The sequence below is a fragment of the Formosa sp. L2A11 genome, from assembly GCF_009796865.1.
GTDB lineage: Bacteria > Bacteroidota > Bacteroidia > Flavobacteriales > Flavobacteriaceae > Formosa.
This window is the reverse complement of record NZ_CP047028.1, coordinates 872,186-897,764: the sequence shown is the minus strand read 5'-3', so window position 1 is coordinate 897,764 and position 25,579 is coordinate 872,186. Positions and strand designations below refer to the sequence as shown.

At 32.5% G+C, this 25,579-nt stretch carries 24 protein-coding genes; 9 read left to right on the top strand and 15 right to left on the bottom strand.

Features of this window, described 5'->3' with window-relative positions; genetic code table 11:
* Positions 1-28 precede the first annotated feature (28 nt).
* The 4 genes from GQR95_RS03990 to GQR95_RS03975 all read left to right on the top strand — a co-directional run bounded on the left by GQR95_RS03990 (position 29) and on the right by GQR95_RS03975 (position 2,364).
* The gene (locus tag GQR95_RS03990; RefSeq protein WP_233265993.1) at positions 29-376 is read left to right on the top strand and encodes a hypothetical protein; all 348 of its coding nucleotides are present in this window, start codon (positions 29-31) and stop codon (positions 374-376) included.
* Between the two features lie 6 nt (positions 377-382).
* Positions 383-1,021, top strand: a complete 639-nt coding sequence (locus GQR95_RS03985) for a biopolymer transporter ExbD (RefSeq protein ID WP_159021935.1) — start codon at positions 383-385, stop codon at positions 1,019-1,021.
* Between the two features lie 16 nt (positions 1,022-1,037).
* Positions 1,038-1,523, top strand: a complete 486-nt coding sequence (locus GQR95_RS03980) for a biopolymer transporter ExbD (protein ID WP_159021934.1) — start codon at positions 1,038-1,040, stop codon at positions 1,521-1,523.
* Between the two features lie 115 nt (positions 1,524-1,638).
* A complete protein-coding gene (locus tag GQR95_RS03975; protein WP_159021933.1) occupies positions 1,639-2,364 on the top strand; it encodes a porin family protein in 726 nt (241 codons plus the stop codon).
* Here GQR95_RS03975 and GQR95_RS03970 read toward each other — a convergent pair.
* From GQR95_RS03970 to rplM, 11 genes are all read right to left on the bottom strand, one after another.
* Positions 2,359-2,976 (bottom strand): hypothetical protein, encoded by a 618-nt coding sequence (locus GQR95_RS03970; protein ID WP_199269640.1) that lies wholly within the window; start codon positions 2,974-2,976, stop codon positions 2,359-2,361. The genes GQR95_RS03975 and GQR95_RS03970 overlap by 6 nt on opposite strands.
* A gap of 70 nt (positions 2,977-3,046) precedes the next feature.
* Positions 3,047-4,510, bottom strand: a complete 1,464-nt coding sequence (gene rpoN, locus GQR95_RS03965) for an RNA polymerase factor sigma-54 (protein ID WP_159021932.1) — start codon at positions 4,508-4,510, stop codon at positions 3,047-3,049.
* 87 nt (positions 4,511-4,597) lie between these two features.
* A complete protein-coding gene (asnS, locus tag GQR95_RS03960) occupies positions 4,598-6,031 on the bottom strand; it encodes an asparagine--tRNA ligase (protein WP_159021931.1) in 1,434 nt (477 codons plus the stop codon).
* A 59-nt stretch (positions 6,032-6,090) separates the two neighbouring features.
* Positions 6,091-8,496 (bottom strand): RND family transporter, encoded by a 2,406-nt coding sequence (locus GQR95_RS03955; protein WP_159021930.1) that lies wholly within the window; start codon positions 8,494-8,496, stop codon positions 6,091-6,093.
* Between the two features lie 59 nt (positions 8,497-8,555).
* Positions 8,556-9,833 (bottom strand): hypothetical protein, encoded by a 1,278-nt coding sequence (locus GQR95_RS03950; RefSeq protein WP_199269639.1) that lies wholly within the window; start codon positions 9,831-9,833, stop codon positions 8,556-8,558.
* 109 nt (positions 9,834-9,942) lie between these two features.
* Positions 9,943-10,500: a ribosome recycling factor gene (gene frr / locus GQR95_RS03945; RefSeq protein WP_159021929.1), complete on the bottom strand. Its 558-nt coding sequence runs from the start codon at positions 10,498-10,500 to the stop codon at positions 9,943-9,945.
* A 41-nt stretch (positions 10,501-10,541) separates the two neighbouring features.
* Positions 10,542-11,249, bottom strand: a complete 708-nt coding sequence (gene pyrH, locus GQR95_RS03940; RefSeq protein WP_159021928.1) for a UMP kinase — start codon at positions 11,247-11,249, stop codon at positions 10,542-10,544.
* Between the two features lie 176 nt (positions 11,250-11,425).
* On the bottom strand, positions 11,426-12,388 hold the full coding sequence (gene tsf, locus GQR95_RS03935; RefSeq protein WP_159021927.1) for a translation elongation factor Ts: 963 nt from the start codon (positions 12,386-12,388) through the stop codon (positions 11,426-11,428).
* A 104-nt stretch (positions 12,389-12,492) separates the two neighbouring features.
* Positions 12,493-13,257, bottom strand: a complete 765-nt coding sequence (gene rpsB, locus GQR95_RS03930; RefSeq protein WP_159021926.1) for a 30S ribosomal protein S2 — start codon at positions 13,255-13,257, stop codon at positions 12,493-12,495.
* Between the two features lie 201 nt (positions 13,258-13,458).
* Positions 13,459-13,845, bottom strand: coding sequence for a 30S ribosomal protein S9 (rpsI, locus tag GQR95_RS03925; protein ID WP_159021925.1), 387 nt, complete (start codon positions 13,843-13,845; stop codon positions 13,459-13,461).
* Positions 13,845-14,300, bottom strand: coding sequence for a 50S ribosomal protein L13 (rplM, locus tag GQR95_RS03920; RefSeq protein WP_159021924.1), 456 nt, complete (start codon positions 14,298-14,300; stop codon positions 13,845-13,847). Before rplM ends, rpsI begins: the two co-directional genes overlap by 1 nt.
* A 360-nt stretch (positions 14,301-14,660) precedes the next feature.
* On the opposite strand from rplM, the gene GQR95_RS03915 reads away from it, so the two are divergent.
* Positions 14,661-14,993 (top strand): DUF2853 family protein, encoded by a 333-nt coding sequence (locus GQR95_RS03915; protein ID WP_159021923.1) that lies wholly within the window; start codon positions 14,661-14,663, stop codon positions 14,991-14,993.
* Between the two features lie 107 nt (positions 14,994-15,100).
* Here the strand turns inward: GQR95_RS03915 and GQR95_RS03910 are convergent, their stop codons facing one another.
* A complete protein-coding gene (locus tag GQR95_RS03910) occupies positions 15,101-16,012 on the bottom strand; it encodes an NAD(P)-dependent oxidoreductase (RefSeq protein ID WP_159021922.1) in 912 nt (303 codons plus the stop codon).
* Positions 16,013-16,103: 91 nt separating this feature from the next.
* The gene (locus GQR95_RS03905) at positions 16,104-17,354 is read right to left on the bottom strand and encodes a hypothetical protein (RefSeq protein ID WP_159021921.1); all 1,251 of its coding nucleotides are present in this window, start codon (positions 17,352-17,354) and stop codon (positions 16,104-16,106) included.
* A gap of 543 nt (positions 17,355-17,897) precedes the next feature.
* Here GQR95_RS03905 and GQR95_RS03900 point away from each other — a divergent pair.
* The 4 genes from GQR95_RS03900 to GQR95_RS03885 all read left to right on the top strand — a co-directional run bounded on the left by GQR95_RS03900 (position 17,898) and on the right by GQR95_RS03885 (position 21,753).
* On the top strand, positions 17,898-18,965 hold the full coding sequence (locus GQR95_RS03900; RefSeq protein ID WP_159021920.1) for a methyltransferase: 1,068 nt from the start codon (positions 17,898-17,900) through the stop codon (positions 18,963-18,965).
* A 225-nt stretch (positions 18,966-19,190) separates the two neighbouring features.
* Positions 19,191-19,751 carry a type 1 glutamine amidotransferase domain-containing protein gene (locus GQR95_RS03895; RefSeq protein WP_159021919.1) on the top strand — a complete coding sequence of 187 codons (561 nt, stop codon included), beginning with the start codon at positions 19,191-19,193 and terminating at the stop codon, positions 19,749-19,751.
* A 141-nt stretch (positions 19,752-19,892) separates the two neighbouring features.
* A complete protein-coding gene (locus GQR95_RS03890) occupies positions 19,893-20,693 on the top strand; it encodes a tryptophan-rich sensory protein (RefSeq protein WP_159021918.1) in 801 nt (266 codons plus the stop codon).
* 265 nt (positions 20,694-20,958) lie between these two features.
* The gene (locus GQR95_RS03885; protein ID WP_159021917.1) at positions 20,959-21,753 is read left to right on the top strand and encodes an aspartate dehydrogenase domain-containing protein; all 795 of its coding nucleotides are present in this window, start codon (positions 20,959-20,961) and stop codon (positions 21,751-21,753) included.
* 287 nt (positions 21,754-22,040) lie between these two features.
* Here GQR95_RS03885 and GQR95_RS03880 read toward each other — a convergent pair whose 3' ends face one another.
* Positions 22,041-25,196 carry a DUF3427 domain-containing protein gene (locus GQR95_RS03880; RefSeq protein WP_159021916.1) on the bottom strand — a complete coding sequence of 1,052 codons (3,156 nt, stop codon included), beginning with the start codon at positions 25,194-25,196 and terminating at the stop codon, positions 22,041-22,043.
* Positions 25,193-25,579, bottom strand: a complete 387-nt coding sequence (locus GQR95_RS03875) for a (deoxy)nucleoside triphosphate pyrophosphohydrolase (protein ID WP_159021915.1) — start codon at positions 25,577-25,579, stop codon at positions 25,193-25,195. The genes GQR95_RS03880 and GQR95_RS03875 overlap by 4 nt, the downstream gene beginning before the upstream one ends.

The following is a 25,579-nucleotide window of genomic DNA, read 5'->3' as shown; positions in this document are numbered from 1 at the left end:
ATCAGTTATCGGAATTATCTTCGCATTGATGATTATAACTGGAAACGAAAGTATGATCGATAATATGTTATATGTTACTTATTTAGTTCTTGCTATCATTATAGCACTTGTTATAGTGTTTGTGGTTAAAGGATTATTTGAGGGAGACATTAAAAAGACCTTACTATCAGTAGGAGCATTTGCAGTGATATTAATTATATCTTACGTAATGTCTTCTGGTACAGATTTAGATTTAACACCTTTCATCAATAAAGGAATGGATGTTTCTGAAGCAACCTCTAAGTATGTTGGAGCAGGACTAAATGCCTTTTACGGTTTAGCTATTATAGCTATCGGATCAATGGTATATGCTAACATTAAAAAATTAATAAACTAAGTAATTATGGCAAAAAGATCAGCACCAGAAGTTAATGCAGGCTCTATGGCTGACATCGCTTTCTTACTTTTAATTTTTTTCTTAGTAACAACAACTATTGAAACTGATTCAGGTTTGAGTAGAAAACTTCCACCTTTGGATGATACACAACAACAAGATGTAATTATTAAGGAAAAGAATATTTTCCAATTACAAGTTAATAAAAACAACGACTTGTTATTGAAAACTGGAGGAGAAGAGAAAGTGATTGAAATCAAAGACTTGCGTAAAGCAGCAGTAGATTTCTTAGATAATGGTGGTGGAACTGGCGCAGACGCTTGTAAAAACTGTCAAGGTGTAAGAAATCCAAGATCTTCAGATAACTTTGATAAAGCTATTGTGTCTTTACAAAATGATAGAGGAGCTCAATATGACGTGTATATTGCTATACAAAACGAAATATTAGCTGCTTATAATCAAATTAGAAATAGAGAATTTAAAAGAGCCTATCCTAATTTAGATATGAATTTTGTTGAAGCAGACAAAATGTATTCAGATCCTAGAACATCATCTTCTGAGAAAGCAAAATTAAAAGAGAAAATAGAGGCTATTAAAATATTAGTACCTCAGAAATTCTCTGAAGCAGAGCCTAAAAAGTCTAATTAGATAAACACGAAAATTTATGTCTAAATTTAAAAAGAAAAACGGAGGGGAATTACCTGCAATATCTACCGCATCATTACCGGATATTGTATTTATGTTGTTATTCTTCTTTATGGTGGCTACTGTAATGAGACAAAATACTTTAATGATTGACAACAAATTACCTGCTGCAGATCAAGTTGAAAAACTAGATAAAAAAGATTTGGTAATGTATATCTATGCAGGGAAACCTAGTCAGAGATTTGAAAGTCAATACGGTACAGAGTCTAGAATTCAATTAAATGATAAGTTTGCAGATGTTTCTGAAATTGGAGCATTTATAGCATCAGAAAGAGCCTCTAAACGTGAAGAATTAGTACCATTTTTAACAACGGCTTTAAAGGTTGATAGTAAATCTAATATGGGATTAGTATCAGACATTAAGCAAGAATTACGTAAAGTAAATGCGTTAAAAATAAATTATACAACTAGAAAAGGTGATGCACTTGCTAGTTTAAAGAAATAAGTTTACTCTTAATTTTATATTATAAAAAGGTGTTTTGATTTTATCAAAGCACCTTTTTTATATTCTATTAATTCAATGTTTATCCTTTTCATTAAGTTTGTTTAACTAGTTTGTTATGAAAAATTATTGGATTTTAATTTGTATTGTGTGTTTTGGAGCTTCTCATTATAGTTATGCCCAAAAAGATATAGATACTTTGGAGACTTCTACTGTTATTGATTCTTTATATAAAGAAGATCAGTTCTATTTCTCATTAACTTATAACATTCTAAGTCAACTACCTTCTGGAGTAGATCAAACTGGATTTTCTTTAGGCTTACATGCTGGGTTTATTAAAGATATGCCTTTAAATAAACAACGTAACATTGCACTTGGTGTAGGTTTAGGATACTCTTATAACTCCTATAATCAGAATTTAGGAATAATAAAAAACGATGATAACGTTGCCCAATATTATGTATTGGACGATAGTTATGAATTTGATTATAGTAAGAATAATTTTTACCTACATATGGTAGAATTACCTATAGAGTTTAGATGGCGTACATCTACGGCTTCAGATTACCGTTTTTGGCGTATTTACACGGGTTTTAAGGTTAGTTATGTGTTTTCGCACATTAGTAAATTTCAAGGGGAAGTAGGGAATCTAAGATACACAGATATTGAAGGCTTTAATGATTTACAATATGGTCTAACATTAAGTGTAGGCTATAATACATGGAATTTCTATTTATATTATGCTTTAAATCCTATCTTTAATGATGATGTAAAGACAGTAGTCAATCAAGATCCTGTAAAGATGAGAGCTATTAAATTGGGTTTAATATTCTACTTGCTATAACCAATTTGGTATAAGTATAAGCTGCGTTATAATTCCCGTTGCACAACCTATTAATAGTTCTGGGTAGTTATGTGCTTTTAAGCTTAATCTAGATGTCGCTACAGCTCCCATTATAAATGTTATTAGGGCTATACTACCAAGTATGTTTATGCTAAAATGGATACTTAGTCCTATAAAAAACATAAATACTCCAGAAATTGCTACCATATGTATACTCGCTTTAAAGTTTAGTATATTTAAGATTAGAGTACTTAATGTAGCTGCAAGAATACCTACAAAGAAATAATACAACTCTATAAAATCGCTATAAGGTGTAATTACTTTTTTAATTACAATTAGTATTATAATGCAAAACACAATTAATGGTATAATGCGTTCCTTAGCTTTTTTAAGCTCTATAGAATTAATTCTACCCATGGTTTTTAATAAAATAACAACTAAAACAGGTAATATTAAAGTTAATATACTAACAGATACTAATTTTGCTTGAATTAAACTGTTTGGTATAAATCTTGGAGATTTAGAGAAGTAAAAAGCTACCCCAATTAATGGCATAAATATGGGGTGAAAAATGTAAGAAATACTTTGTTGTATAAATTTAGTTATGCTCATCTATCAAGTATGTTTTACTCTAATTATAAAAGAGCAGTTTCTTTTAATTTATACTTTTAACCTGAGAATTCTATAATTGTTTTCTCAATCTTGCAACTGGTACATCTAGTTGTTCTCTATACTTAGCAACTGTACGTCTTGCAATAGGATATCCTTTTTCTTTTAAAATAGATGCTAGATTTTCATCGGTTAGTGGTTTTCTTTTATCCTCTTCATCTATAACTGTACCTAAAATCATTTTAATTTCACGAGTAGAAACATCTTCACCTTGGTCGTTTTTCATAGACTCAGAGAAGAATTCCTTAATTAACTTTGTTCCGTAAGGTGTATCTACATATTTACTGTTTGCGACTCTAGAAACGGTTGATACGTCCATGTTAATCTCATCTGCAATATCTTTTAATATCATAGGTTTTAAATTACGCTCATCACCAGTTAAAAAGTAGTCGTGTTGGTATTGCATAATTGCACTCATGGTTACAAATAACGTTTGTTGGCGTTGTTTAATAGCTTCAATAAACCATTTAGCTGCGTCTAGTTTTTGTTTTATAAATGATACAGCATCTTTCTGAGATCTCGATTTGTCTTTGGTGTCTTTGTAGCCCTTAAGCATGTTGTTATATTCTCTAGACACATGTAATTCGGGTGCATTTCTTCCGTTTAGTGTAAGTTCTAATGCTCCATCGGTAATATGGATTGCAAAATCAGGAACCACATGTTCTACAATTCTATTATTTCCAGAATAAGAGCCACCCGGTTTAGGATTTAATCTTTCTATTTCTTCAATGGCATCTTTTAGTTGTTCTTCACTAACATCAAACTTTTGCATTAATTTCTTGTAATGCTTTTTAGTGAATTGATCGAAGGCATCATCTATAATTTCTGTTGCCAAAACAATATCTGCAAACTTTTCTTTACGATGTAATTGAATACTTAAACATTCTTGAAGATCGCGTGCACCAACTCCCGCAGGATCTAATTGATGTACCGTATGGAATATTTTATTAATTGTTTCTTCTGTGGTATATACGTTTTGTGTAAAGGCCAAATCGTCCATTATATCTGGAGTAGATCTGCGTATATAACCACTTTCGTCTACACTACCAACTAGAAATTCTGCAATATTGCGTTCTTCATCAGTTAAACGAAAGGTATTTAATTGTGATATTAAATGTTGTGTAAACGATGTTCCTGCTGCATAAGGCATGGTTTTTTCTTCATCGTCACTACTATAATTATTGGCATGAGTTCTATAATCAGGAATTTCATCGTCGCTTAAGTATTCATCAACATTAATGTCGTCTGTACCTATTGTCTCAGAATCGCCGTTATAGTCGTCTTTTGTATTGTCGAAATCGTCATCAAATTCTGCTACAGTTTCTTCTTTTCCACTATCTAAAGCAGGGTTTTCTTCAATTTCTTGTTTTAAGCGTTGTTCAAAAGCTTGCGTAGGCAACTGTATCAATTTCATTAATTGAATTTGTTGCGGAGATAATTTCTGCGATAATTTGAACTGTAAGTTTTGCTTAAGCATAAATTGAGATGCGATTTAACATAAAAATAAAAAAAACAATCTACATACAAGGTGTTGGTAGATTGTTTTTATGAGTATTTTATTAGTTTAAAATTCTGCGTTCTGCGGAGTTCTTGGGAAAGGGATTACGTCACGTATGTTAGACATACCTGTTGCGAACATAACTAAACGTTCAAATCCTAATCCAAATCCAGAGTGTACAGCACTACCATATTTTCTAAGATCTAGGTACCACCATAATTCTTCTTCGTCTATTCCTAGTACAGCCATTTTTTGTTTTAATACATCTAAACGTTCTTCACGTTGTGCACCTCCAACAATTTCTCCAATACCTGGGAATAAAATATCCATTGCACGAACTGTTTTACCATCTTCGTTTAAACGCATGTAAAATGCTTTAATATTTGCAGGGTAATCGAATAAGATTACTGGACATTTAAAGTGTTTTTCTACAAGGAAACGTTCGTGTTCACTTTGTAAATCTGCACCCCATTCATCAATTATATATTTAAATTTCTTTTTCTTGTTTGGCTTACAGTTGCGTAAAATATCTATAGCCTCTGTATAACTTACACGTTTAAAGTTATTGTCTGCAACGAAACGTAATTTTTCAATTAGAGACAATTCACTGCGCTCTGCTTGAGGTTTCGTTTTTTCTTCGTCTAGTAAACGTTTATCTAAAAATTCTAAATCGTCAAAGTTATGTTCAAGTACATGTCCTATTACAGATTTCATAAAATCTTCTGCTAAATCCATGTTTCCAGCAAGATCCATAAATGCAACTTCAGGTTCTATCATCCAGAATTCAGATAAATGTCTAGATGTGTTAGAGTTTTCTGCTCTAAATGTTGGTCCAAAGGTATATACTTTACCTAAAGACATCGCATAAGTCTCTGCTTCTAATTGTCCAGATACTGTAAGGTTAGTTTCTTTTCCGAAGAAATCTTCAGTAAAGTTAACTTTTCCATCTTCAGTTAATGGTGGTTTATTTGCATCTAAATTTGTAACACGAAACATTTCTCCAGCTCCTTCAGCATCACTTCCTGTAATAATAGGCGTGTGTACATAGAAGAATCCATTTTCGTTAAAATATTTGTGAATAGCAAAAGATAAAGCAGAACGTAAACGCATTACAGCACTAAATGTATTTGTTCTAGTACGTAAATGAGCATTTTCTCTTAAAAATTCGAAAGAGTGTTTTTTAGGTTGAATAGGATATGTTTCAGGATCTGAATCTCCTAATATTTCAATAGATTTTACTTGTATTTCTACAGATTGACCTTTTCCTTGGCTTTCTGCTAATTCTCCTTTTATATGAACGGCAGCACCAGTGGTAATACGTTTTAAAGTATCCTCGCTTGTATTTTCGAAATCGACAACACATTGAATGTTTTGTAATGAAGAACCATCGTTTAGAGCAATAAAACGGTTAGCTCTAAATGTTCTTACCCAACCTTTAATGTCTACTTCTTGTAAAGTAAAGTCTTGTTTTAATAATTCTGAAATTGTACTTGGCTTCATTTTAAATATTTTTAAACATGCAAATATAATTGTTTATGTATTGCATATTTTAATTGTTGTTATAGTTTTTCATCTTCCTCAGCATCGTCACTATCTTCAGGAATAATGTTAATGGCTGGTTCTTTTAATACTGCTTTGTTTGCTATGTTACGTTCTAAAGATAATAGTAAAGAAGGTAATAATAGTAAATTTGAAAGCATGGCAAATAAAAGTGTTACAGAAACAAGTCCTCCTAAGGCGACTGTACCTCCAAAACTTGAAATCATAAACACAGAGAATCCAAAGAATAACACGGTTGATGTATAAAACATACTTATACCTGTTTCGCGTAAAGCACCATAAACAGAACGTTTTATTTTCCAGTTATTAGCTTGTAATTCTTGTCTGTATTTTGCTAAAAAGTGAATGGTATCATCTACAGAAATTCCAAATGCAATACTAAATACTAGTATTGTAGACGGTTTTATTGGGACACCTAAATAGCCCATTAACCCAGCTGTAATTAGTAAAGGTAATAGATTCGGGATTAAAGATATTAATATCATTTTTACCGATCTAAACATATAGGCCATAAATAATGCAATAAGTAATATCGCTAAGGATAATGAAATTGCTAAATTTTTAACCAAATATGTGGTTCCTTTTTGAAACACTAAGGCTTTCCCTGTCATGATTACTTTGTAGCGATCTTCTGGGAATAACTTATCTATTTTAGTCTGAAGTTTATCTTCAATACTTTGCATTTTGTCTGTACCAATATCTTTCATAAAGGTTGTAATACGTGCATAGCGCCCCGTACTATCTACAAAACTTTGTAGTAAGTCTGAATTATTTGATGAATTTTTAGCATAAGATAATATAAAACTACTTTCCTGAGATGTAGGTAATTGGTAATATTTTGGGTTTCCGTTATAATAGGCTTGTTTGGAGTATTTTACTAAACTTACAACAGAAATAGGTCTAGATAATTCAGGGATATCAATAATGGCTTCCTCTAATTCATCCATACGTTTTAGCGTACTCAGTTTCATTATACCTTTCTTACGCTCCGTATCGATCATTATTTCTAACGGCATAATACCATCAAATTCTTGTTCAAAAAACTCGATATCTTTAAAGAACGGTGCCTTTTGTGGCATGTCTTCCAGTAAACTTCCCGATATTTTAATCTGATAAATACCAATAATACTTACTGCTAATAATGCGACAGCAGTCATGTAAATTGAAATACGTCTGTGTCTTACCATATATTCCATCCAACCTACAAATGCACCAATCCAGCGTTTATTTAAGTGCTCTAAATGACGATCTTTTGGATAAGGTAAAAACGTATATAAAATTGGAATAATAAGTAAACACAATATAAAAATGGCAATAATACTTAGAGATGCCACAATACCAAATTCTTTAAGTAAAGTGCTTTCTGTTAATATAAATGTACCAAAACCAGAAGCTGTGGTAATATTGGTCATTAACGTTGCATTACCAACTTTAGTAATAACACGTTGTAAAGATCTTACTTTGTTACCGTGAGCTTTTACTTCCTGCTGATATTTATTAATTAAGAAAATACAGTTTGGTATTCCTATAACAATAATTAATGGCGGAATTAAAGCTGTTAACACCGTAATTTCATATTTTAAAAGGCCAAGTATTCCAAGCGTCCACATGACACCAATACAAACAACTATAAGTGAAATAAAGGTTGCTCTAAACGATCTAAAAAAGAAGAAGAAAATGAGTGAGGTAACCAATAATGCGGCACCTACAAAAAGTCCAATTTCATCTACAATATTTTGTGCATTTAATGTTCTTACATAAGGCATTCCCGAAACATGGACATCTAAACCTGTTTCCTTTTCAAAAGCTTCTACCTTAGGAATTAGCACATTTACAACAAAATCTTTTCGTGCAGGCGTATTTACTACATCTTTATTCATGTAGATCGCTGTACGTATGGTTTTTGTTTTTTTATTGAATAAAAAATTATCGTAGAACGGATATTTTTCAAACAACTCGTCTTGTAACGTGTTAACTTGCTTTTCGGTGGTAAGCGAATCAATAATGAAAGGCTGTAAGGTAAATTTCTTAAGACTATCATTTTTAATCAATTTCTGTAGATCTTTAATAGATATTACAGCATCAACTTCATGAGCCGTTTTAAAAGAATCTGCAAGTTTGTTCCAAGCATTAAGTTTATCTACCGTAAAAAAAGTACTGTCCTTTACTCCTAAAACAATTAGATTTCCTTCTTCTCCAAAAATCTTCAAGAATTTGTTATAAGTTTGATTTACTTCGTGATGGTCTGGTAGTAAATTGGCTTCTGTATAAGTAAAACGCATGTATTTCCATTGCGTACTTAGAAATATAGTTGCGAGCGCAATTAAAATTAAAATGGCGATTTTATTTCGCAAAATAAGTCTTGCAATTCGCTCCCAAAAGCCTGTTGTAAATAGTTTAAGCATAAGTTTATTAAAGAACCGCAAATGTAGAAAAAAGCTACGTATTACTTTAGTCTAAACTATTATAATGTAACGTTAAATGTGAATTTTAAAGCGAAATTATCTTCTATTTCAGGTAAATGATAGGCGCCATAGCGGTAAGTTAAGCTTAGACCGAAACCAAATATTAATTGATTTAGCTCGAAGCCAGATTCTAGGTAGCCTTTATCTAGAGTTTTAAACTCCAATCCTTCATGTCGCTCTTGGTTTTCCATATCTCCTACAGCAAAGCGAGAAAGTAAAACCAATTGTGGTCTTGAAAAAGCAGTATGATAAAAGGGTTTGAAAAAATGCTTAAATTGAAGTACTGAAAACATATCCGAGAAAAACTCGTTAAAATACATGGTTTCAAAACTATTTAAACCCGCAACCGAGAACCGTTGCATTATAGTGGCTTTATTTATGTTGTTAGGATAGGCATGATATAAGTGGGTTAGTGGTGTGTCTCCAATGGCTATACCCGTCGCTAAATCTATTTCTGTATGCGATTCTTTATTGTAAATAAAATGATAAGATGCTTTAAAGTCTAACTTCTGAAAACTAAAATCGCCGTAGGCTGGTCCGTTAAAACTTTGTGTATATTGAAATGTTAATTTAGGAAATCCATTGTGTGTTTTTACTTGTCCGGAGGCTGTAGGTTTATATATATCAAACGGACTCCAGAGCAGTGAGACTTTAGCCATTGTCAGATCGTATTTTGAATACGAGCCTTCGTCTGTTACAAATTGATAATCGAATTTAGGATCTATTTCACTCACAGAAAATTGCGTTTCTGTATTTAATTTTGGACCAAAATCATGCTGAATAGATGCTAGCTTTGTAATATGACGGTAAAACAAACTAATATTAAGTAAACGTGGCTCAAAGAATTGAAAGATACGTTTGTCTGTTAAAAATTGTGTACTTGCAGTTTCCTGTAAATCGTCTGTATAAGATGCGTTAAACCAAGTATTGTGAGCTTTATTTATACGGTATCCGGCGCCAATACTATATTTATAACGCGCATCCTTAAAACCGTAAACGGCATAACCATTTAGTCTAAAATTTTTAGAAAATAGATCTGTAGTTGTACCACCTAATCCTGTACGTACACCTTCATATTGATTAAATTTAATGAGGTATCTTAAATCTAAATTAAAATATTTTAGAGGAATATATCCATTACCAATGTGCTGTGCTAAATTGGCTTTTCTAACTGCCTTTACACTGTCTTTTGCCATATTAATATCTGATGCAATAACTTGTGCTCTACTAGTATAAATAGAGCATAATATTATTAAACTTAGATAGTATTTAATCATGGAAGAGGTATCGTAAATTAAACGTACTTAAAATTAAAAACAATATGGGTAATAACGTGTGGATTGGTTTTGTGTAAAAAAAAAAGCGACTTGTTTGTCGCTTTAATTATTATACAGTCATTATTTCTTTTTCCTTGACCGAAAGCAATTCATCAGTTTTTTTGACGTAGTTATCGGTAAGCTTTTGTATTTCTTGTTCTGCATCTTTCTTTACATCATCAGAAACATCATCTAACTTCTTAATATCGTTGTTAGCATCTTTTCTAGCGTTTCTTATCGCTATTTTTCCATCTTCCGCTTCACCCTTTGCTTGTTTTGCTAAATCGCGTCTGCGTTCTTCAGTTAAAGGCGGAACATTTATAATAATTAAGTCGCCATTATTCATAGGATTAAATCCTAAGTTGGCAATCATAATTGCTTTTTCAATTTCGTGTAGCATTTTCTTTTCCCAAGGCTGAACACTAATTGTTCTACCATCAGGAGTATTTACGTTTGCAACTTGACCTAATGGTGTTTGTGCTCCGTAATAATCTACCATTACACTACCAAGCATAGACGGACTTGCTTTACCAGCTCTAATGTTTACAAATTGTTTTTCAAGATGTCTAACGGCACCATCCATGGCTTCTTTTGTAGAATCTATAATAAATTGAATATCTTCATTCATGGTTTTAAAACTTTACTGTTATATTACTTAAAAAATCTAAATTAAACATTTACTTGTGTACCAATGTTTTCTCCAGAAACTACTTTTAATAAATTTCCTTTTGTGTTCATATCAAAAACAACAATTGGTAATTCGTTTTCTTGACTTAGTGTGAAAGCTGTAGTGTCCATTACTTTTAGACCTTTCTTTAATACATCGTCGAAAGATATGTTGTCAAATTTCACAGCACTACTATCTTTTTCAGGATCTGCTGTGTAAATACCATCTACACGTGTTCCTTTTAAAATAACATCTGCTTCAATTTCGATTGCTCTTAATACGGCAGCAGAATCTGTAGTAAAGTACGGATTTCCTGTACCTCCACCAAAGATTACAACACGTCCTTTTTCTAGGTGACGCATTGCTTTTCTGCGAATAAAAGGTTCTGCTACTTCGTTAATTTTTATGGCTGTTTGTAAGCGTGTTGGAATTCCAGCATCTTCTAAAGCACTTTGTAATGCTAAACCGTTTATTACAGTGGCTAACATTCCCATATGGTCTCCTTGTACACGATCCATACCGTTACTTGCACCAGAAACGCCTCTAAAAATATTTCCTCCTCCAATTACAATAGCAACTTCGACACCAGAATCTGTTATGGTTTTAATGTCTCTTGCGTATTCGGCTAATCGTTCTGGGTCTATTCCGTATTGACGTTCGCCCATTAATGCTTCGCCTGATAATTTTAAAAGGATGCGTTTAAATTTCATAGTCTATTTTATAGAAGTTGTGCAAAATTACATAAATTTTTTAAAATGACTGTCTAAAATTTAGTTTCCAAATGCTAATATTTTGCTTTAGTTTTTTTCTAAAAAAAAAGGTCATTAGCTCTAAATAGAGTAATGACCTTTAATATGTTTACTGAAAAATATCAGTATATTTTATGTTATCCTAAAGCAACACGTGTAAAAGCAGTTACAGTTACATTGTAAGACTCTACATATTTACTAACTTTCATTTTTTCATCTTTGATGAAATTTTGATCTAATAAACATTGTTCTTGGTCTAAAGTTGTGTTATCTGAAATATAACGCTCCATTTTTCCAGGAAGAATTTTATCCCAAATTTTTTCTGGTTTATTTTCAGCCTTAAGTTCTGCTTTAGCAGTTTCTTCTGCTTTAGCTAATACTTCAGGAGTTAATTGAGACATAGAGATAAATTCAGGTACGTTTTTAAGTGTTTTACCTAAACGTCCTAATTCGATATTATCTTTTTCGATAACAGCAATTCTAGCTTCAGTTTCAGATGCTACGAATGCAGGATCAAAATCTTTGTAAGATAATGAAGTCGCTCCCATAGATGCTACTTGCATTGCTATATCTTTAGCTAAAACATCACCTTTATCTACTATAGCAGAAAGACCTACTAAAGCAGCGATTTTGTTTATGTGTACATAAGAACCTACGTATGGAGCTTCTAATCTAGAGTAATCTTTAATCTCTAATTTTTCACCAATAACACCAGTTTGTTCAATTAATTTATCAGCAACAGTAAGACCATCTATATCGGCTGCTAAAAGCTCTTCTTTAGTGTTTACTGTCATTGCGATATCAGCAATTTTATTTGCTAAAGCAACGAAGTTTTCGTTTTTACCAACAAAGTCAGTTTCACAACCTAATACGATAGATACACCAACAGTGTTAGTATCGTTTACTTTTGCTACAGCAGCACCTTCACTAGAATCTCTATCTGCTCTATTTGCAGCAACTTTCTGACCTTTTTTACGTAAGACATCGATAGCTTTATCAAAATCTCCTTCAGCTTCAACTAAAGCTTTTTTACAGTCCATCATTCCTGCACCAGTAGCTTTTCTTAGTTTGTTTACCTCTGCGGCTGTTACTTTTACCATAATTTCTAAGTAATATAAGTTTAAAAAAAAAGTCGTTCAATTTTTTTTCTGCAAAGAAAAGAACTAAACGACTTATATTATGTTATGTAATGATTATTTGTTGTTTATTCTTCTTCTTCGGTAGCAGTTTCTGCTTTCTTAGAAGGTGCAGGTTTGTCAGCTTTAGCTGAATCTTTTTCTGCTTTACGCTCTGCTAAACCGTCTGCAATAGCACCAGTAACATGAGTTAAAACTTTATCGATAGATTTAGAAGCATCATCATTTGCAGGGATAACGAAATCAACTTGACGAGGGTCAGAGTTAGTATCTACCATTGCAAATATTGGAATGTTTAATTTTTGTGCTTCTTTAATCGCGATATGCTCACGTTTAATGTCTACTACAAATAAAGCTCCTGGTAAACGAGTCATGTCGCTAATAGAACCTAAGTTTTTTTCTAACTTAGCTCTTAAACGATCAACTTGTAAACGTTCTTTTTTAGAAAGTGTCATGAATGTACCATCTTTCTTCATTCTATCAATAGAAGCCATTTTTTTAACAGCTTTTCTAATAGTAACAAAGTTAGTTAACATTCCACCAGGCCATCTTTCAGTAATGTAAGGCATGTTAATTGCCCCAGCTTTTTCTGATACGATGTCTTTAGCTTGCTTTTTTGTTGCAACGAAAAGGATTTTACGTCCTGAAGCAGCGATTTTGCTTAATGCTTCACCAGCTTCGTCAATTTTTGCTGCAGTTTTATATAAGTTGATAATATGGATACCGTTACGTTCCATATATACGTAAGGAGCCATGTTTGGATCCCATTTACGAGTCAAGTGACCGAAGTGTACACCTGCTTCAAGTAAGTCTTTTACTTCTACTTTTGCCATTTTGTAATAGTTTACGTTCTGTTGAATTAGCAATGTTCCATTCCATTTTAAGTAAAATACTTTAAACGTTTTGGCTTCATTTAGATGCTAAACTAAATCCTGTTTTTCAACTAGGACAACAATAACTTGTTTTAAATTTTTTAAAAAACAACCAGATTGAGAGAGCCTATGAAGCAATTCCCAATCGAGTTGAGGATGATATTAACGTTTTGAGAATTGGAATTTCTTACGCGCTTTTTTCTGACCGAATTTCTTACGTTCAACCATTCTAGGGTCTCTAGTTAATAAACCTTCTGGCTTAAGAATTAATCTGTTTTCTGCATCGATTTCACACATAACGCGAGAAATAGCTAAACGGATTGCTTCTGCTTGTCCAGTAATACCACCTCCATATACATTTACTGTAATATCAAAGTTGCCATCATTGTTAGTCATGGTTAAAGGTTGGTTTACTTTGTACTGTAAAGTTGCAGTACTAAAATAATCCGCCATGTCTTTTTTGTTCACTGTAATCTTACCCTCACCTGGGGCAACATATACACGAGCAACAGCCGTCTTTCTACGGCCAATTTTGTGAATTACTTCCATTATTTGAATTCGTTTAAGTTGATTGTTTTAGGTTTTTGTGCTGCATAAGCATGCTCTGTACCAGAAACAACATTTAGATTACGGAATAAAGCGGCACCTAAAATATTTTTAGGTAACATTCCTTTTACTGATTTTTCTACTAACCTTGCTGGATCTTTTCCAAACAATTCTGTAGCAGTTAAACTTCTTTGACCACCTGGATAACCTGTGTGACGAATGTACGTTTTGTCATTCCACTTGTTTCCTGTTAAGTTGATTTTTTCGGCATTAATAACTATTACGTTATCTCCGCAATCAACGTGTGGTGTGAAATTAGGTTTGTGTTTACCTCTAATAAGTTTTGCAACTTTAGAAGCTAAACGACCTAAACTTTGACCTTCAGCATCAACTAAAACCCACTCTTTATTAACAGTAGCTTTGTTGGCTGAAATCGTTTTGTAGCTTAATGTATTCACACTAATTAATTTTATTTATTAAACATTCCTCTCTTAAAAAGAGTTTGCAAATTTACGATAATCTATTTGATTACCAAATTGTATGATGCTATTTTTTGATTTTTAATAATATAGCTCACCTTTTTTGCTTAATAAATCAGTTTCAGGAATTTAAAAGCATTCATTTCCCTTTTTTTTATTTTTTTCTGAATTTTAAATGATGTTCTTTTTTAAGTGTTTTTTAGAGACTTCAAAATCTTAAAATTCTAATTTAAACGCCTATAGAAATAATTATTTGCATTAATGAACAGTCTTTTAAATATTTATTTTTTAACTTACTATCATTAAAGTGAATTAATTAATAATTTAAAATTTTAAAACATGAGTGATCTAAAGTCAAAATTAGCTCAGCTAAAAGCTACTGCTGTTAAACAATTAACCGATTGTGGTGTAAGTAGTATAGACGATGAAAAATTAGACGGCTATGTAAATAGTTTAAAAACGATGGTAAATAATAAAGATGCTGTTTTAGTTTCTGGAACAGATGCTTCAGAATTAGAAACCGTACGTCGTAATTTTGTAGAGAAAAAATTAGGGGTAAAAGATAAAGATAAAGCTATGGCTGCAATTACAAGTGTAGTAGGAAAAATGTCTGCCATTAAAATGAAAAGTAGACCTGCATTTTATTATTTAGTATCTGAAGCATTACGTTAATATAGAAGCACTTTATTGATAATTAAAAAAGAGGTTACCAATTGGGTAGCCTCTTTTTGTGTATTAATTTTATTATGTTCTTAATCTATATTTGAAGATAAGAAGGGTTATGCTTTTTTAAGGAAACTTTCAATATTATGTATCACTTTGTCACTTAAGCGGTCGAAAGCCTGTTTTGTTCTTCCTACAGATATATTGACACAGTTTACATGCGGGTGATTTAATAGTGCTTTGTCTCCTAAAGCGCCAAGTGTGTCACAATACACACGGTTATCTTCTTTTAACCAAGCGTTAAAAGGTTGGTCGTCCCACGCAGGAGATAAGCCTGTGTTAAATAGTATTTTATGATTTCCGAAGGCATTAAATTCTTCATTATGCAAAAGAATGGTGTTTTTATTTAAACAGGTAATAATGACTTCGTTTTCCGAAAGTAATTTCTTTAAAGGTAAATATTGATAGCCTTTAATTTCTGCTTCAGGTTTTTTAGTTCTAGAATAATAAGAGACTTTAGCTCCAAAAAAGTGGATAGCATCTGCAATCATGCCTCCGGATTTTCCTAAACCTACAATACCTACTTTTAAGCCTGTAATTTCAGAAGGTAATCCGTTCCAAGGTGTTCTTGGGCTTCCGTCAGGATTTATGCCAAATCCGTGTAAAGCGTTTACTAATTCGCTAATTACATATTCTACAACGCCTTCGTCTCCGTAGTCACGAATTCCAGTAACGGTTATGTTTCGTGAGTTGGCATATTCAATATCTACATTAGCACTTTCTGGTGTATATAAAGAGCAACACATACCTATGTATACAATATTTGGGCATTGTGCTATTGCATCTTTACCTAGCGTGGTTGTATAACTTAAAAGTACAGCATCTGCATCTCCAATACGTTTTACGATCTCGTTTACAGAAGATGGCATATCTTCATATAAGATTACTTCTTCTGCAAGGGATTGTAATTTTTTCTCAGCCATCGGAATCAAACTTACGGGTTCTATGGCTACCAGTTTTTTAAACATATTTATTGATTTTTTACAGTCTTCAAAGTTATTATAAATATCTTAATTGCTTTTAGTATTCTGAATTAAAAGCGGCTGTGTTTTTTTACTATTATATTTTATAACTCAAGAGTACGTATAATCTATTGATTTTAGAATCAAATTGAGAAAAGACTCCTTTAGAAAATTTGTATCTTATATCTAATCCTATGTTTTGGTAGGTTATTCCTGTTCCTAGTGAAAATCCAAATTCAAAAGTACTTGAGTTTGGTGTTGCTTCAGCTTCTGTTATAATTACATTAGAGTAGTTGTGGCGTTCTGCTTTTAAATAGTTTTCATCACTTATTACAAAACCACTAGATATTCCACCGTTAAAAAATACAGATAATTTACCTAACGGTTGCGTGTAACGTAAAAGGTTATTTAATTCTATAAATGTATGTCCAATTTCAGAATTGTATGAGGAATACGTGTCTGTGGTATCGTAATCTATATAGGTGTTTTTCGTGCTGTAAGACGTGTATAATAATTCGTTATGGATAGACCATTTGTTATTGTTTTTAGGAAAGACAATATCTAGAAATAATCCTGCTGCCAAATTGGTAGATGAGTCATAATCTCCATTTAAATAGATACTGTGTTTTTTATTATTAAACTTTAGATTAGTGTTCGTAATTCCTGCAACAATACCAAATTCTAGCGCTGTTTTTTCCTTCGTACTTTTAAAGTTTATTTCTGAACCTATACATTTATAATATTTTTCAAAAACAGAGGTTAAGCTTTCTTGTGTGTAAGTTGCATTATTAATTTGTGATTGGATGTTTTTACAATCATTAAGATAAAAAATTAGTTGCCCTTTGTATTGGTTATTTTCTACAATATTAACAGTTTCCTTTAAGTAGGTTTTATGTGGTAGGAGTATAAATTTATCATTCTCCTTGATATAAAAATTAGTTTTATTGAGCTCATCTTTATAGTAATAAAGGCTCTTGTTCCCGTTTATTAAAACTTTTAGAAACACATCTCTTTTTTCTAATTTTAAATTTGCATCATTTTCTAAATTTTGAATATCTCTAGAGCTTATTTCTATATCTACAATTGCGCTTATATATGCATTGTCTTGCGCGTTAAAATATTTTATAGACGAAGTGTCGTATATAATTGGATTTTGATTTAATTCCTTTTTAAAGGTTATTTCTTTAGGGTTTGTTTTCCAATCTTTAATATCGATATAACCAGAAATCGTGTCTCCTGTAGTTGAAACGACGTAGCCAGATAAGAAATTTTCTTGAGCTGAAGATATATTAAAAAACAGAAAAAAGAACAGGGGTAAAAGGATGAATTTGAATATAGGTGTTTTCATTTTAAATTGGGGTTAGTTTGTCCCTAAAGATAATTATTTACGAGCTCATTATCTATATGAAATTTAGATTTATTTAACATATTATAGACTTACAATATGTTGTTTTTCGCTTCTACATTTAAAGCACTCTATATTGGTCTAGCTTACGGGTGTTTTTTTAATTTGTTAAGCTTATGTGTGTTTGTTTTAAATTCTAGTTTGTAAATTTTGCACCTTATTGCTTTCTGAATTTGTCTATATCTATAATTATTCTAACTTTTTCTATTTATGGATTGATAGATAATAGTTTGGTGTTATTGGTGTTATGGATTTTAATAAAGTATCTTTGTCATCTTATAATTTATCTGTTGATATTAATTGTTTTCTTTCGCACAACTGCAACGAAGTATATTGGCTTTCACTTAAAGTCTCTGTATTGATTAATTTAAACTCTAGCGGCCAATTTAATGCCTGATTGCTAGTAAGTAACTATGTTATAGTCATTTTAATCTTTCGCTTTGCGTTCCTCATTACTCTGCAATCCGTTTTTATTTAAATCAAACCATGAGTGCAGATCTACGTGTAAACAAACCCACGCCTTTCTTTCCGGAACAGCCTTTAATAGCTTTTAGCCGTGCTTCAAATGTAGCGCTTACTATTAAGTCTTTAGAAGCGGGTAAGCCCGTGTTAATTACAGCATTTTATAGCGATGGTTTAGATTTGCTTAAAGCGCTGCATCAGCATTTAAAAAAGCGTTTTCCTAATGGGACGTTTATTGAACAGCGTGCGTATCGTTTAGCCTATCAGAAGTTATCTAAGCTGATTTATATAGAAATTGTAAACCATAAATTAATTGTAAAAAAAGCCCCTGCTATTGGTTGGTTGGCTAAACTATATCCCGAAGAGATACGTTTTTTACTGCCATTTACTAAAGTGCAAGGTTTAAATAGCGCTTGGCAATGGTATAAAAACGGAATTGACTTGCCGGTGTTGCGAAGTAAAATTCATCCGTATTATGGGGTGTATTTCCCTACACGATTCGATCATTTAATACTTTTCGATAATTGGTTGAAGCGTTATAACGGACTAAAAAAATCGGCTATAGATGTCGGTATAGGAAGTGGCGTTTTAGCTTTTCAATTGGTGAAATTTGGTTTTCAGAAAGTCTTTGGAACCGATACCAATCCGAATGCTATTGTAGGACTCACGGAATCTATGGGCGCTACCAAACTCTCTAGAAAAATAGAATTAGATTTTGCACCGCTCTTTGGTAAATGGGAAAAGCAAACCGAACTCATTGTTTTTAATCCGCCTTGGTTGCCTGCAACTCATGATTTGGATACCAATGATGCAGCCATTTCTTATCCAGATACCTTATTTCCTGATTTCTTTGAGGCTGCTAAAAAACGTTTGTTACCCGAAGGAAAGTTGGTTCTTATATTTTCTAATTTAGCACAACTCACTCAGGTTACAGAAGCGCATCCTATAGCAGATGAGTTAGATGTAGGCGGGCGATTTAAATTAGAGCAATGCCTTAAGCGCACAGTGAAAGCAGCTTCAAACCACACTAAGCGCGATCAGCATTGGCGTGCAACCGAAGACGTTGAACTTTGGGTATTGGTTCATGCGTAAATAATAATAGTAGTCATCACATGTTAATATATAGAAAAAGTCATTCCATTGGGAGTGACTTTTTTATTTGCGTTCATTTTTCATGTATTCGTGTCAATAAGAGTGAGAGCTGTTTCTGAACTTTGTAACAGATAAAAACGGAGGAATTATAGGGGCGAGTCATTTGTTAGTACTCCCAACACGTAATTCATCTGTAAAGTATAATGCATATTAAAAATTATTAAAATGAAAGATTTAAAACATAAGACTGTTGCTATTTTAGCAACCAACGGATTTGAAGAAAGTGAATTAAAATCGCCTAAAGACGCTTTGTTAGAAGCAGGAGCCGAAGTGCACATAGTGTCTCTAGAGTCTGGAGAGATTAAAGCTTGGGCCGATGGAGATTGGGGAGATGCTTATAAAGTAGATAAAACTTTAGACCAAGTGTCTCAATCAGATTATAACGCGCTGGTACTTCCAGGAGGTGTTATAAACCCAGATTTATTAAGACGAGAAACTAAAGCTATAAGCTTTGTGAAGTCGTTTTTCGAAAACCATAAACCAGTAGCTGCTATTTGTCATGCACCTTGGTTATTGGCAGAAGCCGATGTGTTACAAGGAAGAAAAGTCACGTCTTTCCATTCTATTAAAACAGATATCATTAACGCTGGTGCAAAATGGGTAGATCAAGAGGTTGTTGTAGACCAAGGTTTAGTAACTAGCCGTTCTCCAGAAGATTTACCAGCATTTAATGCTAAGGTTATAGAAGAAATTAAGGAAGGTAAGCACGATATGCAAACCGCATAGGGTTTACGTAAACTTATTCAAAAAAAAGGGTTAGATGATCTAAAATCTAACCCTTTTTAATATGTAATCATTTAAATCTCCACATAAAAACATTAAATTACAATAGGTTTTAATGCATTATGACCTCATAAAAAGAATGGTATGAAAAAGCAACTACAACTAGTAAATGGAATTAGTTTTATAGGTATGGTTATCTTGAACTATGTTTCGAATACCGGCATATTAAATAATACAACTATTGGCGAAGTCTCTAAACAATACCATACTTTATTTACACCTGCAGGCTATGCCTTTTCCATTTGGGGATTAATTTATGTGCTGGTTTTAGGATTTGTAATATACCAAGGGCGAAGTCTTTTTGTTAAGGTAAGAGACGACGATTTTGTGTTGAAAACAAGCTGGTGGTTCGTGCTGTCTTGCGTTGCCAATTGCTTATGGATTCTAGCCTGGATCTATAACTATACAGCGTTATCGTCTGTGTTTATTTTTCTTTTGCTATTTTCTTTAATTCAGATCGTGCTAAAAAACAGCATGGAATTGTTCGATGCTCCAATTTCTGTGATTGCTTTTCTTTGGTGGCCTTTTGTAATTTATAGTGGTTGGGTTACCGTGGCAAGTATTGCCAACGTTTCTGCCGTATTAGTAAAATATAATTGGGATGGTTTTGGTCTGTCTCCCACATTTTGGGCCATTAGTCTTATAGGTATAGCCACAGCAATAAATCTAGTAGTAACTTGGAAAAGAAATATGAGAGAATTTGCCATGGTTGGTGCTTGGGCCTTAGTGGCTATTTATGTGGCGAATACTGATGCTAATGCCACTGTCGCTTATACCGCAATGGGAGCCGCTATACTTTTAGTGATGAGCAGTCTGTATCATGGGTTTATAAATAGAGCCACAAATCCTGGCGTGAAACTTAAGGCATATTTTAAGGAGAAGTAATTAGTGATTAGATTGAGTTTGAGAAGTAGAACTAACTTCAGGCGTGAGCAGTGCGTGAATCATTAGTATACTGCCGAATACGTTCAGAAATACATAGTGGTTCATAATTAATTATACTATTTTATAAATATTTTCGGCATAAGCTTTTCAATATTCAAGATTAAAAAATGATAGTAAAACTAGAGTGATTTAGGTTTTAATTTCTGATATAAATGATATGTTATAAGCATTGGCTATAATTTTTAAAAGCTATATTTTTGTTAGTATGAGAACACAAACATTAGCTATTGTAGGTTGTGGGAAACTTGCAAATATAGTAGTAGAAGCCCTTGATAAAGGGCTGTTATCCGATTATAAACTTATTGGTACGTATTCAAGAACTTTTGAAAAGGCACAACATATTGCCAATCATATTCAAGACTCAGGAGAGCACTGCACAGCGTGTAGCTCTTTGGAGCAACTGCTAGACTTAAAGCCAGATTACATTGTTGAAACGGCCTCTCCAGCGGCGTTAAAAGCATTGGCCATACCAGCATTAAAAAACGGATCTTCTATTGTAACACTGTCTATAGGCGCACTTGCTGATACTGCTTTTTATGAATTGGTTAAAAAAACAGCTTCAGAACACGGCACACGAGTTCATATTGCATCTGGCGCTATTGGAGGTTTCGATGTGTTAAGAACCGTATCGTTAATGGAAGAAAGTACCGTAACTTTCGATACTACGAAAGGACCAAGACCTTTGAGAAAGACTCCTGTTTACGACGGAATTATAGAAACTGAAGAACGACAAGTTTTTGAAGGGAATGCTATTGAAGCCATTGCCCTTTTTCCTACACAAGTTAATGTGTCGGTGGCTGCGGCATTAGCATCTACTGGACCAGAACACGTTAAAGTAACCATTACATCTGTTCCCGATTACGTAGGAGACGATCATCGTATTGAAATAAAAAGCAAGCAAATAAACGCTGTTATAGATGTGTATAGCCAGACCGCACAAATAGCAGGTTGGAGTGTTGTGAATACCTTGCGAAATATTACATCGCCTATCGCTTTTTAATAGTTATGACTAAAAGTGTTTACAATTTACTTTTAAGTACACAAAGGCTTGATTTGTTCTAGCATGTATTACTTATAATTTAGGTATGGCATCTCCATACTATAACCACGCTATAACCATAAGGTATCTATGGCTTTGGTATGGAGTAAGTATGGCGTATGATTTGTCCTGATCTCATTATGATGTTATGGTGTAGAGGAAAGTAATATGGTGATGGGAAAAGTATATGATTGGTGTATTGTTGAGTAGTCGCGTAGGGATTTGTTTGGGAAGTTGAAACACTTAATCTAACCGACAGAAAGTTTTGCCGCATCTTTCCATAAATAATGAGGCATAGGTTCTTTAAGGTCCCAATTAATATTCATTGGTTTCGAACCATGAAAATCTTTCAATTCGCCTTCACCAATAAAAACGTAACCTAAACTATTTCCAAATTCGTTTTTTGCTTTTTCTCGGATAAAAAGTAGTACCCTTTTTTCAGTTTCTTTGTGTTTTACATAGGATAAGCCTTTGCCTGAATCTGGTCTGGCCGAATTTTGTGTTTGCCAATGAAAGAGTAATTCATTTACAGCATAATCATCATACATCGTAGTTGGTGAAAAATTTTCTTCCGATTTTATAAGATTTATAAATAGTATTTCTGTGTTTAAATCTTTGTTTTCAGCTGTACCTTCTCGATTAGATGATTTTTTATTGAAGCTACTAAGATTAAATGCTGTTAAAATTTGGTCCCTAGTGTAACGACTATGTAATTTTAAAGGTTGTTGATAAGGGAGATGAATAGGTAGTTCTTTGAAATCAATATTTTCAATCAATATTTCTAGAACTTCTTTTATTTCTTCAACTAAAACAGTGTTTATTCCTATTGCATGTATACTCTTCTCTAATGAATCGAAACCGCCTTCCTTCTGCCAAACGTCATAATGTAGCATTAGAAGCATTGTTTTTTCATTTGAATTATAGTCTGAAATCTTTATGTTGAAATCTAGTTTTGCAATTTTTAAAATGAAACTAAAGTAGCTTAATGAATTTGTAGAAAGCCATTTATTTGAAATTGTTGAAACTATTGCTTTTTCATTTTTAGAATGAAAATCGTTTATTCTTCCTGCTACGTTTATTCTTCCTGCTAATTGACATAAGCGTTTCCAACTTCCTCTTTTGTAAATAGATTGTAATGGAATATTGTAAAATCGACTAAAATTACCAATCGTTAACGGTAGATGTGTGTCATGTTGAAACTGTTGAATTCTTTGAATTAACTTAGATTTATTTAATGATGTTGCTGCTGAAATATTTTTAAGAATTGTTTCTTTTGTCTTTTTTTCTAAGATAATGGAGCATCCTAATGGAAGGTGAGGAAAATCATCTTCAATTTCTTTAACAACGGTTGTGTTTGTTTTCCCTATTAATGCTCTAAATTTATTTTCAAAATTATATTCAGGTTTAGAATTCCCAACAAAGTCTAACACAGTTAAGCAATCTTTTTCTTCATAGAGCCTCAAGCCTCTTCCTAATTGTTGTAAAAAAATGGTTAAGCTTTCTGTCGGTCGTAAAAATAAAATAGTATCGATTTGAGGAATATCTACACCTTCGTTAAATATGTCGACAACAAAGAGGTAATTAATTTCCTTCTTTTCTAGTTTTTGACGAATATAAACACGGTCTTTAGTGTTTGCGCTTGTTAAATAATCGGCTTTAAATCCTGCTAAAGTGAATTTTTCTGCCATGTATTTTGCGTGTTCCATAGATACACAATACCCTAAAGCACGAACATCATTTATATCTTTTGTATACTTTTCTAAAGCATCAATAATTTCTCGAACTCTTCTATCGTTTTTAGTGTATAAATTGGTTAACTCGCTAGCAACATATTTCCCTCTAACCCAATTAATATGCGTTAAATCAATACTGTCTGTGATTCCGAAGTACTGAAAAGGGCATAGTAACTTTCTGTTCATGGCTTCCGGTAACCTTATTTCTGCTGCAATTTTGTTGTCAAAATCCTCCAAAATATCTCCACCATCCATTCGCTCAGGTGTTGCCGTAAGGCCAAGTAGTATTTTGGGTTTAAAATAATTAATTACTTCTCTATAGCTATTTGCAATTTGGTGATGGCATTCATCAATAATTATATAATCGTAATAGTCCTCTGATAAATTACTATTTTTTAGTTGATTGTTTACCGTTTGAACAGAAGCAAATACACATTCAAAATTATCAGGGACAAGTCCATCTACCCATAATTCTCCAATATTGTTATTTCTTAAAACACCTTGAAAAGTTGAAAGTGATTTTTGAAGTATCTCTTTTCTGTGAGCAAGAAAAAGAAGTTTTGATGATGTGTTTTCTTGCTTAAATCGTTTATAATCGAAAGCAGAAATGACTGTTTTTCCCGTTCCGGTGGCTGCAACTACAAGGTTGCGATATCTTTTATGTATAGTTCTTTCTACTTCTAGTTTCTCTAAAACTTCATTTTGATAAGGAAATGGTTTAATGTCAAAAAAAGCAGCTGTGTTCTCATAAGGTTTACTAAACTTATTCTGTTTTAGTGCCTCTTGAAGTTTTTCCTTGTGGATGGAATTATCAAATAATTCGAAGTCATCGCTTTGCCAATAGGCATCAAATGTCTTTTGGAATTTGTCTATTATATGGCTTACTTCTTTAGTAGTTACTTTTAAATTCCATTCTAAACCATCTGTTAAAGCCGATCTTGAAAAATTAGAAGAACCAATGTATGCTGTGTGAAAACCTGAATTTCTGTAGAATAAGTATGCTTTTGCATGTAACCTCTCATTTGAAGTGTTGTATGATATTTTAACCTCTGTATTTGGGAGTTTAGCAAGTAATTGAATTGCTTTATAATCGGTGGCCCCGATATAGGTCGTAGTAATAACTTTTAATTTTCCACCACGTTCTGTGAATTCTCTTAATTCTTTTTCAAGAATAATGATGCCTTTAAATTTTATGAAAGAGACTAATAGGTTTATTTGATTAGAAGAAAGTATTTCTTTTTTAAGTTCACTTTCTAATGATAATCCTCCGTTTCCACCAGTAAATAATTCACTTTGGGTTAATGTTGTATACGGAGTTATTTCTTTAAGGTGAAGATTTAGGTCTGAAAAATGAGCATCTGTTTTAGAAAAGACCGCTTTTAAAATTTTACCTTCAATATTTACTAAGTCTTCATCAAACTCTTGTTTGTTAAGTTCTTCTTTTAGTAAAATTATTATTTTGTTGGCTATTTTAATTTGTTCATCGACCTTGTTTTTACCAACGACATCAAAAGCTTGCTTTAATGTTCTAGCTAAGTGTTTAGATAGAATATTAGATGCTTCTTCTTTATCAATTAAGCTTTTCTTTAAAAAGAATTTATCTTTATCAAGTTCGCCTAGTTTTTCATTAATAAGTTGAGTAATTAATTCTTCATAAATGCCTTGATTCATAGTTCAATAAATTCTTTTAGAATAGGCAAATCAGCTTCAGCCCAATCTAAATTAAGCAATTCCTCTTCATTAGCAAGCAAGAAGTCAGAATGTTCTCTTAATTTTAATTCACCCGAAAGGTATTCCGAAACAAAAGGAATTAATTTAATTTTAAAATCTGAATATTGATGCGTAACAGGAGTCAGCCTTGCTTTGATATCAATTTGAATATTTAATTCTTCAAAAATTTCTCTTTTAATACAATCGACTTCAGATTCTCCTGCTTCAATTTTTCCTCCTGCAAATTCCCACTTTAAAGGAAGCTTCATAGTTTCGCTTCTTTGAACAGCTAGAATTTTAGTGTCAAATTTTATGATAGCACAAGTTACAAGAATGGTTTTCAT

Coding starts and splice junctions, on each gene's coding strand:
- GQR95_RS03990 (WP_233265993.1), top strand. CDS start 29: ATGATTATAACTGGAAACGAAAGTATGATCGATAATATGTTATATGTT.
- GQR95_RS03985 (WP_159021935.1), top strand. CDS start 383: ATGGCAAAAAGATCAGCACCAGAAGTTAATGCAGGCTCTATGGCTGAC.
- GQR95_RS03980 (WP_159021934.1), top strand. CDS start 1,038: ATGTCTAAATTTAAAAAGAAAAACGGAGGGGAATTACCTGCAATATCT.
- GQR95_RS03975 (WP_159021933.1), top strand. CDS start 1,639: ATGAAAAATTATTGGATTTTAATTTGTATTGTGTGTTTTGGAGCTTCT.
- GQR95_RS03970 (WP_199269640.1), bottom strand. CDS start 2,976: ATGAGCATAACTAAATTTATACAACAAAGTATTTCTTACATTTTTCAC.
- rpoN (WP_159021932.1), bottom strand. CDS start 4,510: ATGCTTAAGCAAAACTTACAGTTCAAATTATCGCAGAAATTATCTCCG.
- asnS (WP_159021931.1), bottom strand. CDS start 6,031: ATGAAGCCAAGTACAATTTCAGAATTATTAAAACAAGACTTTACTTTA.
- GQR95_RS03955 (WP_159021930.1), bottom strand. CDS start 8,496: ATGCTTAAACTATTTACAACAGGCTTTTGGGAGCGAATTGCAAGACTT.
- GQR95_RS03950 (WP_199269639.1), bottom strand. CDS start 9,833: ATGATTAAATACTATCTAAGTTTAATAATATTATGCTCTATTTATACT.
- frr (WP_159021929.1), bottom strand. CDS start 10,500: ATGAATGAAGATATTCAATTTATTATAGATTCTACAAAAGAAGCCATG.
- pyrH (WP_159021928.1), bottom strand. CDS start 11,249: ATGAAATTTAAACGCATCCTTTTAAAATTATCAGGCGAAGCATTAATG.
- tsf (WP_159021927.1), bottom strand. CDS start 12,388: ATGGTAAAAGTAACAGCCGCAGAGGTAAACAAACTAAGAAAAGCTACT.
- rpsB (WP_159021926.1), bottom strand. CDS start 13,257: ATGGCAAAAGTAGAAGTAAAAGACTTACTTGAAGCAGGTGTACACTTC.
- rpsI (WP_159021925.1), bottom strand. CDS start 13,845: ATGGAAGTAATTCACAAAATTGGCCGTAGAAAGACGGCTGTTGCTCGT.
- GQR95_RS03915 (WP_159021923.1), top strand. CDS start 14,661: ATGAGTGATCTAAAGTCAAAATTAGCTCAGCTAAAAGCTACTGCTGTT.
- GQR95_RS03910 (WP_159021922.1), bottom strand. CDS start 16,012: ATGTTTAAAAAACTGGTAGCCATAGAACCCGTAAGTTTGATTCCGATG.
- GQR95_RS03905 (WP_159021921.1), bottom strand. CDS start 17,354: ATGAAAACACCTATATTCAAATTCATCCTTTTACCCCTGTTCTTTTTT.
- GQR95_RS03900 (WP_159021920.1), top strand. CDS start 17,898: ATGAGTGCAGATCTACGTGTAAACAAACCCACGCCTTTCTTTCCGGAA.
- GQR95_RS03895 (WP_159021919.1), top strand. CDS start 19,191: ATGAAAGATTTAAAACATAAGACTGTTGCTATTTTAGCAACCAACGGA.
- GQR95_RS03890 (WP_159021918.1), top strand. CDS start 19,893: ATGAAAAAGCAACTACAACTAGTAAATGGAATTAGTTTTATAGGTATG.
- GQR95_RS03885 (WP_159021917.1), top strand. CDS start 20,959: ATGAGAACACAAACATTAGCTATTGTAGGTTGTGGGAAACTTGCAAAT.
- GQR95_RS03880 (WP_159021916.1), bottom strand. CDS start 25,196: ATGAATCAAGGCATTTATGAAGAATTAATTACTCAACTTATTAATGAA.
- GQR95_RS03875 (WP_159021915.1), bottom strand. CDS start 25,579: ATGAAAACCATTCTTGTAACTTGTGCTATCATAAAATTTGACACTAAA.